The organism is Pseudobacillus wudalianchiensis (assembly GCF_001685015.1).
GTDB classification, from domain to species: domain Bacteria; phylum Bacillota; class Bacilli; order Bacillales; family Domibacillaceae; genus Pseudobacillus; species Pseudobacillus wudalianchiensis.
Genome location: NZ_MAYT01000028.1, coordinates 186,730 through 200,937, shown reverse-complemented (window position 1 = coordinate 200,937; position 14,208 = coordinate 186,730). Strand labels below are relative to the sequence as shown.

The window sequence follows — 14,208 nt, the reverse complement described above, 5'->3', positions numbered from 1 at the left end:
AGGATAGAACGGAGGTGGAAGCTGTGACAATTCAATGGTTTCCCGGCCATATGGCTAAGGCAAGAAGGGAAGTAACGGAAAAACTAAAGCTAGTAGACATCATTTTTGAATTAGTTGATGCTCGCCTGCCGATTTCTTCTCGAAACCCGATGATTGATGAAATCATTCAACAAAAGCCTAGGCTTGTCCTTTTAAATAAAGCCGATATGGCAGATCCAGCGGTCACAAACCGTTGGCTGGCGTATTTTAAAAAAGAAGGTATTCCGGCTTTAGCCATTAATTCCCATGCCGGCAGTGGTCTTGCAGCTATTCACAAAGCAGCGAAGGAAATTTTAAAAGAAAAATTTGACCGCATGAAATCAAGAGGCATAAAGCCAAGGGCTATTCGGGCTATGATCGTCGGAATCCCAAACGTAGGCAAATCTACGCTAATCAATCGATTGGCTAAAAAAAATATCGCCAAAACGGGCAACATGCCTGGCGTAACAAAAGCTCAGCAGTGGATTAAAGCAGGAAAAGAGATGGAGCTTCTTGATACACCCGGTATTCTCTGGCCGAAATTCGAAGACGAGGAAACAGGTTATAAGCTTGCTTTAACAGGAGCTATTAAGGATACTATCCTTAATTTACAAGATGTAGCTGTTTTTGCCCTTCGTTTTTTAGAAACTCGCTATCCGGATCGTCTACAAGAACGGTACGATCTTAGTGAGATCCCAGAGGACGTCATCGATCTTTTTAATGCCATCGGCAAACTGCGTGGCTGCTATGCTGGACGTGGTGAAATTGACTATGATAAAACAACGGATGTTATTATCCGCGATGTCCGGGGAGAAAAACTTGGAAAGCTAACATTTGACTTTCCGGATGAACAAACTAATTAACAGCGATGAAGGCCCTATTCTAGGGTCTTTATTTTATTTGAAAAAGGCCGATATAAGAAGAAAAGCGAAGATTGTCTAATTAGTTCAATAGAGAATTAGAGAGCTGAGGAGTTAGTTCATACCATTGGCTTTTGAAAATGAGGAAGTGTAATTTTTTATACAGAAACAATATATGCAAAATTCAAATGGTATATTAAATAGTTAGCCAATTAAGTGAATAAAAGGAGTTCATCATGTCCGATTCAGTAAGTGCTATTAAAAATGAGTTAAAAAAAATTAATACAGAAGATCATCCGCAGTTTCAAGAATGGCTGAAAGATCCCCGGAAAGGAGTTCAGCAGGCTATTTCCCAATGGTACCGTCTGCAGAACAAGCGAAAGCAAGAGCAATTACACTATGAACAAATGCTCGAAGAAGAGTGGAAGCTTATGAAGCAAGGGATACATTACATAGCGGGAATCGATGAAGTAGGGAGAGGACCGCTCGCGGGACCGGTTGTAGCAGCAGCGGTTGTACTGCCAAAAGATCTCGAATTGTTAGGCCTTAATGATTCAAAAAAGCTCAGCAAGACGAAAAGAGAATATTTTTATAGCGAAATAATGGAAAAAGCAGACGTAGGTATTGGAATCATTACTGCTTCAGAAATAGATGAAATCAATATTTATGAGGCGACAAAAAAAGCCATGCAAGCTGCTATCGCGGGTCTTTCACAAACACCGGAACACTTACTGATTGATGCGATGAGGCTGCCTGCACCAATCCCGCAGACGTCTATTATTAAGGGGGATGCCAAAAGTGTATCTATCGCAGCAGCCTCTATTGTCGCAAAGGTAACGAGGGACCGGTTAATGACGGAGTATGCTCAGCGTTATCCGCACTATGCTTTTGAAAAAAACATGGGATACGGTACAGCAGAACATTTGGAGGGACTGAATGTGAGCGGCCCGTGTGAGATTCACCGAAAAAGTTTTTCTCCGATCAAAGAAATGGAACAGCAACAGAAAAAGTAACGGAGGTGAATAACGTGATTATTCAGCAAGCAGCATTAGCACAAGGTCTGATTGGCAAAGAGAAAACAGCACAATTTCGAGAAGGAGAAATATTTCCTGCTAAAGTTGTCAAAATGCTGCCGAATGGGATGGCTGAACTTTCAACTGGGACGACGACAATGGTTGCCAAACTGGAAGTCCCCCTTCAATCAGGGGAACGATATTGGTTTCGGGTCACATCAACGAATGAAGGGGTACAACTGCAGGTAATTACCTCCCCAACGGCGGCATCCGAAAGTATAGCAAGAATGGCTAAGGACTTGTTACTGCAGTTATCCTTGCCGCTAACAAAAGAGAATAAATCGTTTGTGGAAATGATGATGAAAGCAAAAATTCCTTTAACGAAGGAATTGATCATTAAAGCAGGAGAGTGGCTGGCAAAGGCACCACTAACCGAAGGATTACAAGTCATCAAAATGATGGCCAAGCTGTCTTTGCCAATGACTAAAGATGTGTTTCAGCCTCTGATGACAGCTCATTCTCCAGCTCCGCTCAGCCAATTGACGGAGGAGCTGGCTGCAAAGCTTCAGCAAATGGAACGGCCTCCAGCCTCGGCCGCTGCCTTAACAAAGTTATTGCAAGAATGGCAGACGCCGCTGGAAAAACATACGACTCAGAAAATCATGGCTAAAGTGATGGAGAGGCTATTTTTGCCGGAAAAAGTGTCGGCTTCTAAGGAAGCAGCTTTGGACTTAGTTAAATCGTGGGGAATCATACCGGAGACCGCAGAAACCATAGAGGATGCTCTTGTTCAAATCATGCGTCAATGGAAAGGAAGAGAAGGGGTCCAGGCGGAAGCGGCAAATCAGCTGCCTTCCAGTCCTAAAGAGGTGCCTTTAAAAGAGGCGCTCAGCCCATTGATCCAGCAGCCAATGAGCAAAGAGGCTTTGCAGAAATTAGAACAGGCACTGTCTACTCATGCGAGAGCAGCGGGAAAAACGGCTATTGAGCCTTTGCTTGCTGAAATTAAGACGTTAGTGGACGGCCTCAAGGGCAAGGACTTTAACAATGAACAGTTAGCTGCCATTTTCAAAACCGCAGCTAAAGTGAGCGTTCAACACGGTCAGCCGAAGGAAGCGCTTCGTCAATTAGCTGCCCTCTTTAACAAAGAAGCAGAGGAATTGATCCGTGTCGTTAAAAATGAAACAGCCATTCTTCACGCTTCGCCATTAGCGTCGCTTTCGAAAAAGGAGATCCTTTTTCAACAAATCGTTCTCGCTTTGGAAAATGATCGGCCGTTTCCTCTAACAGCTAAAGAAGCTCATTCTATCATCAAAGATACCTTTCAATTATTAGGAGTAGATTTAGAAGGAAAACTCGGGTCCAATAAGTCTGTGGAAGCTGAATTAGAGAAAATGATAAAGCCGCAGCTTCTCCGTCTTCTTAGCGAGAATATACCTGTTCACGTGAGAGAGCCTGCTGAACAATTGCTAGGACGAATGAATGTCCAGCCTCTGTTGTCTACAGAAAATGGTCCTCTGCAGCAGCTGATCATGCAGGTGCCAATGAATTTATTCGGATTTCATACGGAGATGACCCTACAATGGTCAGGAAAAAAAACAGAGGACGGCAAACTTGATTCCAACTTTTGCCGAGTGCTATTTTATTTAGAGCTCGAGCATATAAAAGAAACGGTTATTGATATGCAGGTGCAAAACCGAGTCATTCAATTACAAGTATTTAATGGGACACCGGGATTAAAAGCGGCTGCTGCTGCCCTGATACCTGCTTTAAAAACAGGCATAGAAGAAAAGGGGTACCAACTATCCAGTGTTCAATTTAAGCAGTCGCAAAAAAACAAGCAGCCTGCACTTGTAAGAGCAATGGAAGCGCCGTCTTATGAGGGAGTGGATATCCGCATATGAATAAAGAGGCGAAGAGAAAACAGGCGGCAGCGCTCTCTTACCGCCCGGAAAAGAACCAATCACCGGTATTAATTGCCAAAGGGAAAGGAAAAGTAGCCGATAACATTCTTGAAAAGGCTAAAGAACATAATATTCCTATCCAAGAGGACCCGAGTCTTGTCGAACTGTTAGGAAAGCTGGAAATTAATGAATCGATTCCAGAAGAGCTATATCAGGTAGTAGCGGAAGTATTTGCCTTCATTTATAGATTGGACCAATCGAAAAAATAAGTGAATGAGGTTTATCATATGAGGGCAGGGTATTGTATAGAAGGGACTGCGAAAGAACAACCATTTTTTCCATAAAAAGCGCTTACGAACGCTTAAATAATTGCAAAATTCTATAAAAAAGCCGAACAATAACAAAATTAAGTTCAACATCTAGACAGAAATTCCGATCTTATATACAATGGAAACGCAGTCTACTTTTTTGAGATTGATAGGAGGATGGAGTATGAATATCCATGAGTATCAAGGTAAAGAAATCCTCAGAAGTTACGGGGTAGCCGTTCCAAACGGTAAAGTTGCTTTTTCCGTAGAAGAAGCAGTTGAAGCAGCAAAACAACTTGGCACGGAGGTTTGTGTCGTAAAAGCGCAAATTCATGCAGGCGGCCGCGGAAAAGCGGGCGGAGTTAAAGTTGCAAAAAATATTGATGAAGTGCGTACATATGCTGAAGAAATTTTAGGTAAAACGCTTGTCACTCATCAAACTGGTCCAGAAGGTAAAGAAGTCAAGCGTTTATTGATCGAAGAAGGCTGCGATATTCAAAAAGAATATTATGTAGGTCTTGTTCTAGACCGTGCTACATCTCAAGTCGTATTAATGGCTTCAGAAGAAGGCGGAACAGAAATTGAAGAAGTAGCTGAAGCGACTCCAGAGAAAATTTTCAAAGAGTATATCGATCCAGTAACTGGCTTAATGCCTTACCAAGCTCGTCGTATTGCTTTCAACATTAACATTCCAGCAGAGCTTGTAAACAAAGCAGTTAAATTCATGATGGGGCTTTACACAGCATTTATTGAGAAAGATGCTTCTATCGCTGAAATTAACCCGCTTGTTGTAACAGGTGATGGCAATGTTATGGCTCTTGATGCGAAAATCAACTTTGATTCTAACGCATTGTATCGCCATAAAGACATTATGGAATACCGCGATCTAGAAGAAGAAGATCCAAAAGAGATCGAAGCTTCTAAATATGACTTAAGCTATATCTCTCTTGATGGCAACATTGGCTGTATGGTTAATGGGGCAGGCCTTGCTATGGCAACAATGGATATTATTAAGCATTACGGCGGCGATCCGGCTAACTTCCTTGATGTTGGCGGCGGCGCGACAGCTGAAAAAGTAACAGAAGCATTTAAAATTATTCTTTCCGATGAAAACGTCAAAGGAATCTTCGTTAACATTTTCGGTGGAATCATGAAGTGTGACATTATTGCTACTGGTGTAGTAGAAGCAGCGAAGCAAGTTGGCTTATCTGTACCACTTGTTGTTCGCTTAGAAGGAACAAACGTTGATTTAGGTAAGAAAATCTTAAGTGAATCTGATATCGACATTGTTGCAGCTGAGTCTATGGCTGACGGCGCACAAAAAATCGTTGAGCTTGTAAGCAAATAATCCCGGAGTTGACCAGAGAAAGGCAGGTATAGGCATGAGTGTATTTGTTAATAAAGACACAAAAGTAATCGTTCAAGGTATTACTGGTAAAACAGCTCTTTTCCATACAAAACAAATGCTAGAATACGGTACAAAAATCGTTGGTGGTACATCACCTGGTAAAGGTGGAACAGAAGTAGAAGGTGTACCAGTGTTTAATACTGTGAGTGATGCAGTAAAAGCTACAGGTGCGAACGCTTCTGTAATTTATGTTCCTGCTCCATTCGCTGCAGATGCAATTGTAGAAGCAGTAGATGCAGAACTTGAACTTGTTATCTGTATTACTGAACACATTCCAGTATTAGATATGGTAAAAGTAAAGCGTTACATGCAAGGCAAGAAAACTCGTTTAGTTGGACCAAACTGCCCAGGAGTCATTACACCTGGTGAGTGTAAAATTGGTATCATGCCTGGTTACATTCACACAAAAGGACACGTGGGCGTTGTGTCCCGTTCCGGTACATTGACTTATGAAGCAGTACATCAATTGTCACAAGCTGGAATTGGCCAGTCAACAGCTGTTGGTATTGGTGGAGACCCAGTAAACGGTACGGATTTCATTGATGTATTAAAAGCATTCAACGAAGATCCAGAAACAAAAGCGGTTATTATGATCGGTGAAATCGGCGGAACAGCTGAAGAAGAAGCAGCACAATGGGTAAAAGCAAATATGACAAAACCTGTTGTTGGCTTTATTGGCGGCCGTACAGCACCTCCAGGAAAACGCATGGGCCATGCTGGTGCGATTATTTCTGGCGGAAAAGGAACAGCTGACGAAAAAATCCGTGTCATGAACGAATGCGGCATTAAAGTAGCTGAAACTCCATCTGTTATGGGCGAAACATTGATCGAAGTCATCAAAGAAAAAGGCATTTATGACGAGTGTAAAACTCATTAATTTTGCCTGAATATACAACGAAGAGACTGTCCCGAAAGCAGCGAAAAAGGCATTCGGGACAGTCTTTTTTTATAGGCTCTGTTAAAGGTCAATGCAGACTTTTTATGGTTGATAGAAGGGCCGAGGAACATTCATTATTAATAGCGCTTTTTATGAAAAGGGGGAACTTAAGCTGGATCTATTAACAAAGAAAATTATTCATTTGCAACACTGCCGCGGTATTGGTTGGAAAGCAATTTATCTGCTTTTGAAACAAGAGAGTGATCTTAAAAACCTTTATCAATATTCCTCTACGTATCTCTCCAACACACTTGCCCTTTCTTCTTCACAAGCTATTACTGTTATAGAACAGTTAAAAGAACAGCCAATCCAGCCATTGATTAGTAAATATGAAAGCCAGGGGATCATGGCTATCCCTATTTATAGCCCTTTTTATCCCGCCCTCTTAAAAACATTGCCGCAGCCTCCTTGGATTCTTTATGCGGCGGGGAACCCGGCTTTGCTTACTCGAGAACGAAAGGTGGCCATCGTAGGGGCACGAAAAGCAAATGAGTATGGACATAAGTCCGTGCGATTATTAGTGCCAAACCTTATTCAGAATGACTGCGTCGTCGTCAGTGGGCTTGCCAAAGGAATAGATACTTTTGCCCACGAGGAAGCGTTGGCTAACAAAGGAGAAACAATCGCTGTCATAGCAGGAGGCTTTCAACACTTGTATCCTAGAGAGAACATTCCTTTAGCACAAAAAATTATCAAATCGGGCCTGCTTTTATCAGAATATCCACCGAATACAAAGCCGGAAAGATGGCACTTTCCGGCTAGAAACCGAATTATTAGCGGGTTATCAGTTGGTTCTGTTATAGTACAAGCAGGAAAGAAAAGCGGCTCGTTAATTACTGCTTACTGTGCTTTAGAGCAGGGGAGGGAAGTTTTTTGTGTGCCGGGAAGAATCGACGATCCGTTGTCTCAAGGAACAAATGAATTAATCAGTGAGGGAGCAAAGTTAGTGCAGACGAGCGAAGATATTTTATCGGAAATCATGCAATAATGAAGGAAAATGTTATAGAAAAGTCAATTGATTTTTCTTCTTTTATAAAAAAAGGTTGCTTTTATTCGCAAACTGTATTAAATTTTGCAAAAGAATCAATGAAATAAAAGGATAAAAAATACTTTTAGTGAATAGAGAAAAACAAATAGAAAAACATAATTAAAACACCAATTGATTGACAATTGTCATCAAACCGGCTAATAATGTGTGTTACATCTATTTATTTTCACCTCTAGGGGGAGGTTTATGCATGTCAGAATACTTAGTAATAGTCGAGTCCCCTGCAAAAGCGAAAACAATCGAACGTTATTTGGGGAAAAAATATAAAGTAAAAGCATCCATGGGGCATGTACGCGACTTGCCTAAAAGCCAAATGGGTGTTGATATAGAAAATAACTATGAACCGAAATATATTACCATTCGCGGAAAAGGGCCAGTATTGAAGGAATTAAAGACAGCTGCTAAAAAGGCCAAAAAAATCTACCTGGCAGCTGACCCCGATAGAGAAGGGGAAGCGATCGCCTGGCATTTGGCTCATAGTTTAGATCTAGATACGTCATCCGATTGCCGTGTCGTCTTTAATGAAATTACGAAAGATGCGATTAAGGAATCCTTCAAGCATCCACGCCCAATTAATATGGATCTTGTCGACGCTCAGCAAGCACGCCGTATTTTAGACCGGCTAGTCGGTTACAACATCAGTCCGCTTCTTTGGAAGAAAGTAAAGAAAGGACTAAGTGCGGGACGTGTGCAGTCAGTTGCTTTGCGGCTTATTATTGACCGTGAGAAAGAGATTAATCAATTTACGCCAGAAGAATACTGGACGATTGAAGCACAATTTTTAAAGGGAACAGAGTCCTTCTCAGCATCATTTTATGGAAAAAACGGAAAGAAAACAGCCTTAAAATCAGAAGAAGAAGTAAAAGAGATTCTGTCCGCTATTAAGGGAAATCGTTTTGAAATTGCGAGTGTCACAAAGAAAGAGAGAAGAAGAAATCCTGCATTGCCATTTACGACTTCTTCGCTTCAACAGGAAGCAGCTCGTAAGCTAAACTTCCGGGCAAAGAAAACGATGATGCTCGCCCAGCAATTATACGAGGGAATTGACCTTGGCAAAGAAGGAACAGTCGGATTGATTACGTATATGAGAACAGACTCTACAAGGGTTTCAGAGATTGCCCAAAAAGAGGCTCGTGAATTTATCGAATCTGTCCATGGGAAAGAATATACGAAAGAGATAGAGGCAAAAGCGAAAAAAGAGAAAAAAGCAGCCAATGCCCAGGATGCACATGAAGCCATTCGACCGACCAGTGTGTTAAAAGAACCTAGTATGTTAAAAGAATTTTTGTCACGGGACCAGCTCAGACTCTATAAGCTCATATGGGAACGCTTCCTTGCTAGCCAAATGTCAGCAGCCATTATAGATACGGTTAGTGCAGATCTTGTAAACGGTGAGATTACGTTTCGAGCTACCGGTTCGAAAGTGAAATTCCAAGGGTTTATGAAAGTATATATAGAAGGATCGGATGACGGCCAGGAAGAGAAAGAAAAGCAGCTGCCTAGCCTAGAGAAAGGTGACAACGTTCAAACAGAAACAATTGATCCAAAGCAGCACTTTACCCAGCCGCCACCCCGCTACACAGAAGCACGACTCGTCAAAACACTTGAGGAGCTTGGTATTGGCCGTCCGTCTACCTTCGCTCCTACGCTCGATACGATTCAAAAACGCGGTTATGTAGCTCTTGATAATAAGAGATTTATCCCAACAGAACTAGGTGAGATTGTCCATGAGCTAATGGTGGAGTTCTTTTCAGATATTATTGACGTGGAGTTCACGGCAAAAATGGAAAAAGACTTAGACAATGTAGAGGATGGGCAAGTTGAATGGGTAGAAGTCATCGATGAGTTTTACCAAGGGTTTGAGAAGCACTTAGTCAAAGCGGAAGAAGAAATGGAAAAGGTAGAAATTAAAGACGAGCCGGCAGGAGAAGATTGCGAAAACTGCGGCAGCCCAATGGTCTTTAAAATGGGCCGTTACGGAAAGTTTATGGCTTGCAGTAATTTTCCTGATTGCCGAAATACAAAGGCAATTGTAAAAGAGATCGGTGTGAAATGTCCAAAGTGTAATGAAGGAAATATAATAGAAAGAAAAAGTAAGAAACGGCGAATTTTTTATGGATGTGATCGTTTTCCAGAATGTGACTTTTTATCGTGGGATAAACCAATTGAACGAAAATGTCCAAAATGTGAACAGATGCTCGTCGAGAAAAAACTGAAAAAAGGCGTGCAAATTCAATGCACGGGATGCGATTATAAGGAAGAAACACAAGTGTAAAAGCGGGATATTCCCGCTTTTTTACTTGTTTTCGCACATAATACTTTTTTTATGCGAACGTCTGTTGTACAATGCTTTAGGGACATAGATGTACGTACCATTATTTTTGAGGAGGTTGAAAACAATGGAACCAGTCGTTAATGTGATCGGAGCAGGCCTAGCCGGAAGTGAAGCAGCATTTCAAATTGCTGAACGGGGTATAAAGGTACGTCTATTTGAAATGCGTCCGGTTAAACAAACACCGGCTCATCATACAGATAAATTTGCTGAGCTTGTTTGCAGCAATTCATTACGGGCGAATGCACTTACGAATGCTGTCGGCGTATTAAAAGAAGAAATGAGAACATTGAATTCAGTGATCATTTCTGCTGCTGATCATTGTTCTGTCCCAGCGGGAGGAGCTCTTGCTGTTGACCGCCACGAGTTTGCTGGTCAAGTAACAGAACGGGTGAAAAATCATCCGAATGTGACGGTATTTAATGAAGAAGTAACGGAGATTCCTGAAGGGATTACCGTAATTGCGACAGGTCCGCTGACGAGCGCAGCGTTATCTGAAAAGCTGAAAGAATTAACGGGAGAGGATTATTTATATTTTTATGACGCTGCGGCTCCTATTATTGAAAGAGACAGCATAGATATGAATAAAGCCTATTTAAAATCCCGTTACGATAAGGGAGAAGCTGCTTACTTAAACTGTCCGATGACAGAAGAGGAATTTGATAAGTTTTATGAAGCGCTTATTTCAGCAGAAACTGTTCCCCTCAAAGAATTCGAAAAAGAAATTTTTTTCGAAGGCTGTATGCCAGTAGAAGTGTTGGCAAGCCGTGGGAAAAAGACATTGCTATTTGGGCCAATGAAGCCTGTAGGATTAGAAGATCCTAAAACGGGCAAAAGACCTTATGCGGTTGTACAATTGCGACAAGACGATGCAGCAGGAACGCTTTATAATATCGTCGGTTTTCAAACACATTTAAAATGGGGTCCGCAAAAAGAGGTCTTGCAGTTAATTCCTGGTCTTGAACAAGCAGAAATTGTTCGTTACGGTGTGATGCATCGCAATACCTTTATTAATTCACCAAAAGTATTGAATCCGACTTATCAGTTTAAAGAACGCAATCATTTATTTTTTGCCGGTCAAATGACAGGAGTGGAAGGTTATGTGGAGTCGGCAGCGAGCGGTTTAATTGCGGGGATAAATGCTGCACGCCTAGCATTAGGAAAAGATCCGGTAGTGGTTCCGCCAGAAACAGCCATTGGCAGCATGGCCCATTACATTACAACAACAAACGCCAAGAACTTTCAACCAATGAATGCTAATTTTGGTTTGTTTCCTGATCTCCCGGTTAAAATAAGAAATAAGAAAGAAAGATATGAAGCTCATGCTCAACGGGCATTAGAAACAATTCAAACTTTTGTGAAAAGTTTGTAAACTTTCTTGCAAGGGCTGCTTGATTATGATAAGATTTAGTAGCCCTAAGGGGGTGTGTAAATGTCTGAACCTTTTAATAAGTATTTACAACGTTTCATTGAGTTCCTGCGGGTTGAAAAACACTATTCAGATTATACGGTACAATTTTATCGATACGATATTGAAGAATTCTTTAAGTTCACTAGTGAGCAAAGCATTGAGGACTTAAAAGAAATAGAATATTTAGATGCACGGTTGTATTTAACAACATTGCATGACCAACAATTGTCCCGTGCTACTATCGCTAGACGGGTTTCTAGCATGCGCAGTTTTTTTCGCTTTTTATCTAGAGAAAAGGTTATAACGGAAAATCCCTTTGCGCTCGTGCAGCAGGCAAAAGGTGGAAAGAAGCTCCCCTCCTTTTTTTATGAAGAAGAGATGGAAGAGCTTTTTGCTGTGTGTGAAGGAGAGGATCCTTTAGATATTCGTAATAGAGCCATCCTTGAGCTGCTCTATGCAACAGGCATTCGGGTAAGTGAATGCACAGGAATTGAGATGAAACATATTGATTTTGATTTTTCCGTGTTACTTATTAAAGGAAAAGGGAATAAAGAGAGATACGTGCCTTTCGGAAGCTTTGCTCTTGAAGCAATCGAGCGATACATAGCAACTGCGAGAAAATTCTTAATGAAGCCGACAGACCATCACTCTTTTTTATTCGTTAATCATCGTGGCAAACCGCTGACTTCGAGAGGTATCCGGCACATCTTAACAACGTTGATTGAGAAAGCTTCTTTGACAAGGAAAATCCACCCTCATATGCTGCGGCATACATTTGCCACTCATTTGCTGAATAATGGAGCGGATTTACGGACAGTGCAAGAACTGCTTGGACATGATCATCTTTCTTCTACGCAAGTGTATACTCATGTCACAAAGGAACATTTAAGAAAGACGTATTTAACTCATCATCCCCGTGCGTAAGTAAAGGAGGAATCAAGATTTATGGATCAATTTCATGCTACTACCATTTTTGCTGTGCAGCATAAAGGCGGGTGTGCGATGGCCGGAGATGGACAAGTGACATTTGGAAATGCGGTCGTGATGAAACACACAGCTAGAAAAGTACGCAAGCTATTTAATGGGAAGGTACTGGCAGGATTTGCAGGATCGGTTGCTGATGCCTTCACGCTGTTTGAACTGTTTGAAACGAGACTTGAAGAATACAACGGCAACCTGCAGCGTGCAGCGGTAGAGCTTGCGAAAGAATGGCGTTCTGACAAAGTGTTGCGCCGTTTAGAAGCTATGCTGATCGTTATGGACCAATCCAATATTCTACTCGTCTCTGGAACAGGTGAAGTTATTGAACCGGATGACGGCATTTTAGCGATCGGCTCCGGCGGAAACTTTGCGCTCGCTGCAGGCCGTGCTTTGAAAACTTATTCAGGGGATCATTTGTCTGCACGGGAAATTGCCAAGGCTGCTCTAGAAATTGCCGGAGAAATATGTGTCTATACAAATGATCAGATTATCGTTGAAGAACTTTAGTAAAGGAGTGAAGAAGCTTGGAGAATAAATCATTGCAATTGACACCAAGGCAAATTGTAGAACGACTTGACCAATATATTGTTGGTCAGAGAGAGGCTAAAAAAGCGGTTGCGGTTGCTTTGCGTAATCGCTATCGACGCAGTTTGTTAAGTGATCAAATTCGAGATGAAGTGATCCCGAAAAATATATTGATGATCGGACCGACAGGGGTCGGGAAAACAGAAATTGCCCGCCGTGTTGCGAAGCTTTCAGGCGCGCCCTTTATTAAAGTAGAAGCAACCAAATTCACAGAAGTCGGTTACGTTGGCCGGGATGTAGAATCAATGGTTCGTGACTTAGCAGAAACGTCTGTAAGAATTGTGAAAGAAGAGAGAATACAGTCTGTACAAGAGCCGGCAAGAGAAGCGGCTAATCGGCGGCTCGTTGAATTGCTCGTTCCGTCAAGAAAAAAAGCAAATAATATGAAGAACCCATTTGAAATGTTATTTGGCGGCGGCGGGCAGGAACAACCGAGTCAAGAGGATTCTTATGAAGAAACTTCTATTCGCGAACAGAGAAAGCTTGTAGCGGATAAGCTGGCGCGCGGCGATATGGAAGAAGAAGTCGTTACGATTGAGGTAGAGGAGCAGCCGCCTTCTATGTTTGACATGTTCCAAGGATCAGGGATGGAGCAAATGGGCATGAGCATGCAGGATGCACTTGGAGGACTGTTGCCGAAAAAGAAGAAAAAGAGAAAATTATCGGTGCGTGAAGCACGAGAAGCGTTGACAAATGAAGAAGCTCAAAAGCTAATTGATATGGATGACGTGACACAAGAAGCTGTTAGACGCGCTGAGCAGACGGGGATTATTTTCATTGATGAAATTGATAAAATAGCCGCTAAAGGTGCCGCCTCCTCATCAGCTAGTGTTTCAAGAGAAGGTGTGCAGCGCGATATTCTACCGATTGTCGAGGGCTCAACGGTTGTGACCAAATATGGTTCGTTAAAAACAGATCATGTATTATTTATCGCAGCTGGGGCTTTTCATATGTCAAAGCCATCTGATCTTATTCCGGAATTACAAGGCCGTTTTCCGATTCGTGTAGAACTTGGAAAGCTGTCGGTAGAAGATTTTGTTCGTATTTTAGTGGAGCCGGATAATGCGTTAATTAAACAATATATCGCTTTATTAGAAACAGAAGGTATAGAAATTGAATTTTCTGACGATGCTATTAAAAGAATAGCAGAAATTGCCTTTGAAGTGAATCAAAGCACCGATAATATCGGTGCGCGCCGTCTCCATACGATTATGGAAAAACTGCTCGAGGACCTATCATTCGAAGCGCCTGATATTACAATGGAGAAAATAACGATTACCCCGCAATACGTGAATGAAAAGCTAGAAGCTATTTCACGTGATAAAGATGTAAGCCAGTTTATCTTATAAAGTTTTAATCAGATGGATAGAAGGGCACAACAGGAATTAAATGGATTAGTTTAA

General features: G+C 41.8%; 12 protein-coding genes. All 12 read left to right on the top strand.

Annotation, left to right across the window (positions count from 1 at the left end; genetic code table 11):
* Nucleotides 1-23 precede the first annotated feature (23 nt).
* The 12 genes from ylqF (at nt 24) to hslU (ending at nt 14,154) form a co-directional block, all read left to right on the top strand.
* Nucleotides 24-881, top strand: a complete 858-nt coding sequence (ylqF, locus tag A8F95_RS16370) for a ribosome biogenesis GTPase YlqF (protein WP_065411494.1) — start codon at nt 24-26, stop codon at nt 879-881.
* A gap of 230 nt (nt 882-1,111) precedes the next feature.
* Nucleotides 1,112-1,891 carry a ribonuclease HII gene (locus A8F95_RS16365; protein WP_425415017.1) on the top strand — a complete coding sequence of 260 codons (780 nt, stop codon included), beginning with the start codon at nt 1,112-1,114 and terminating at the stop codon, nt 1,889-1,891.
* Nucleotides 1,892-1,896: 5 nt separating this feature from the next.
* Nucleotides 1,897-3,795 (top strand): hypothetical protein, encoded by a 1,899-nt coding sequence (locus tag A8F95_RS16360; RefSeq protein ID WP_141676290.1) that lies wholly within the window; start codon nt 1,897-1,899, stop codon nt 3,793-3,795.
* The gene (locus A8F95_RS16355) at nt 3,792-4,064 is read left to right on the top strand and encodes an EscU/YscU/HrcU family type III secretion system export apparatus switch protein (protein ID WP_049661494.1); all 273 of its coding nucleotides are present in this window, start codon (nt 3,792-3,794) and stop codon (nt 4,062-4,064) included. The genes A8F95_RS16360 and A8F95_RS16355 overlap by 4 nt, the downstream gene beginning before the upstream one ends.
* Before the next feature lie 223 nt (nt 4,065-4,287).
* Nucleotides 4,288-5,451 carry an ADP-forming succinate--CoA ligase subunit beta gene (gene sucC / locus A8F95_RS16350; RefSeq protein WP_065411491.1) on the top strand — a complete coding sequence of 388 codons (1,164 nt, stop codon included), beginning with the start codon at nt 4,288-4,290 and terminating at the stop codon, nt 5,449-5,451.
* A gap of 34 nt (nt 5,452-5,485) precedes the next feature.
* Nucleotides 5,486-6,388, top strand: a complete 903-nt coding sequence (gene sucD, locus A8F95_RS16345; RefSeq protein WP_049661497.1) for a succinate--CoA ligase subunit alpha — start codon at nt 5,486-5,488, stop codon at nt 6,386-6,388.
* 247 nt (nt 6,389-6,635) lie between these two features.
* Nucleotides 6,636-7,436 carry a DNA-processing protein DprA gene (gene dprA, locus A8F95_RS16340; protein WP_245671397.1) on the top strand — a complete coding sequence of 267 codons (801 nt, stop codon included), beginning with the start codon at nt 6,636-6,638 and terminating at the stop codon, nt 7,434-7,436.
* 250 nt (nt 7,437-7,686) lie between these two features.
* A complete protein-coding gene (topA, locus tag A8F95_RS16335; protein ID WP_065411489.1) occupies nt 7,687-9,771 on the top strand; it encodes a type I DNA topoisomerase in 2,085 nt (694 codons plus the stop codon).
* 124 nt (nt 9,772-9,895) lie between these two features.
* Nucleotides 9,896-11,200, top strand: a complete 1,305-nt coding sequence (gene trmFO / locus A8F95_RS16330; protein ID WP_065411488.1) for an FADH(2)-oxidizing methylenetetrahydrofolate--tRNA-(uracil(54)-C(5))-methyltransferase TrmFO — start codon at nt 9,896-9,898, stop codon at nt 11,198-11,200.
* A gap of 60 nt (nt 11,201-11,260) precedes the next feature.
* Complete coding sequence (gene xerC, locus A8F95_RS16325) at nt 11,261-12,163, top strand: tyrosine recombinase XerC (protein WP_065411487.1); 903 nt, start codon at nt 11,261-11,263, stop codon at nt 12,161-12,163.
* Between the two features lie 21 nt (nt 12,164-12,184).
* Nucleotides 12,185-12,727 carry an ATP-dependent protease subunit HslV gene (gene hslV / locus A8F95_RS16320; protein WP_049661505.1) on the top strand — a complete coding sequence of 181 codons (543 nt, stop codon included), beginning with the start codon at nt 12,185-12,187 and terminating at the stop codon, nt 12,725-12,727.
* A 17-nt stretch (nt 12,728-12,744) separates the two neighbouring features.
* Nucleotides 12,745-14,154: an ATP-dependent protease ATPase subunit HslU gene (gene hslU / locus A8F95_RS16315; RefSeq protein ID WP_049661506.1), complete on the top strand. Its 1,410-nt coding sequence runs from the start codon at nt 12,745-12,747 to the stop codon at nt 14,152-14,154.
* Nucleotides 14,155-14,208: the final 54 nt, after the last annotated feature.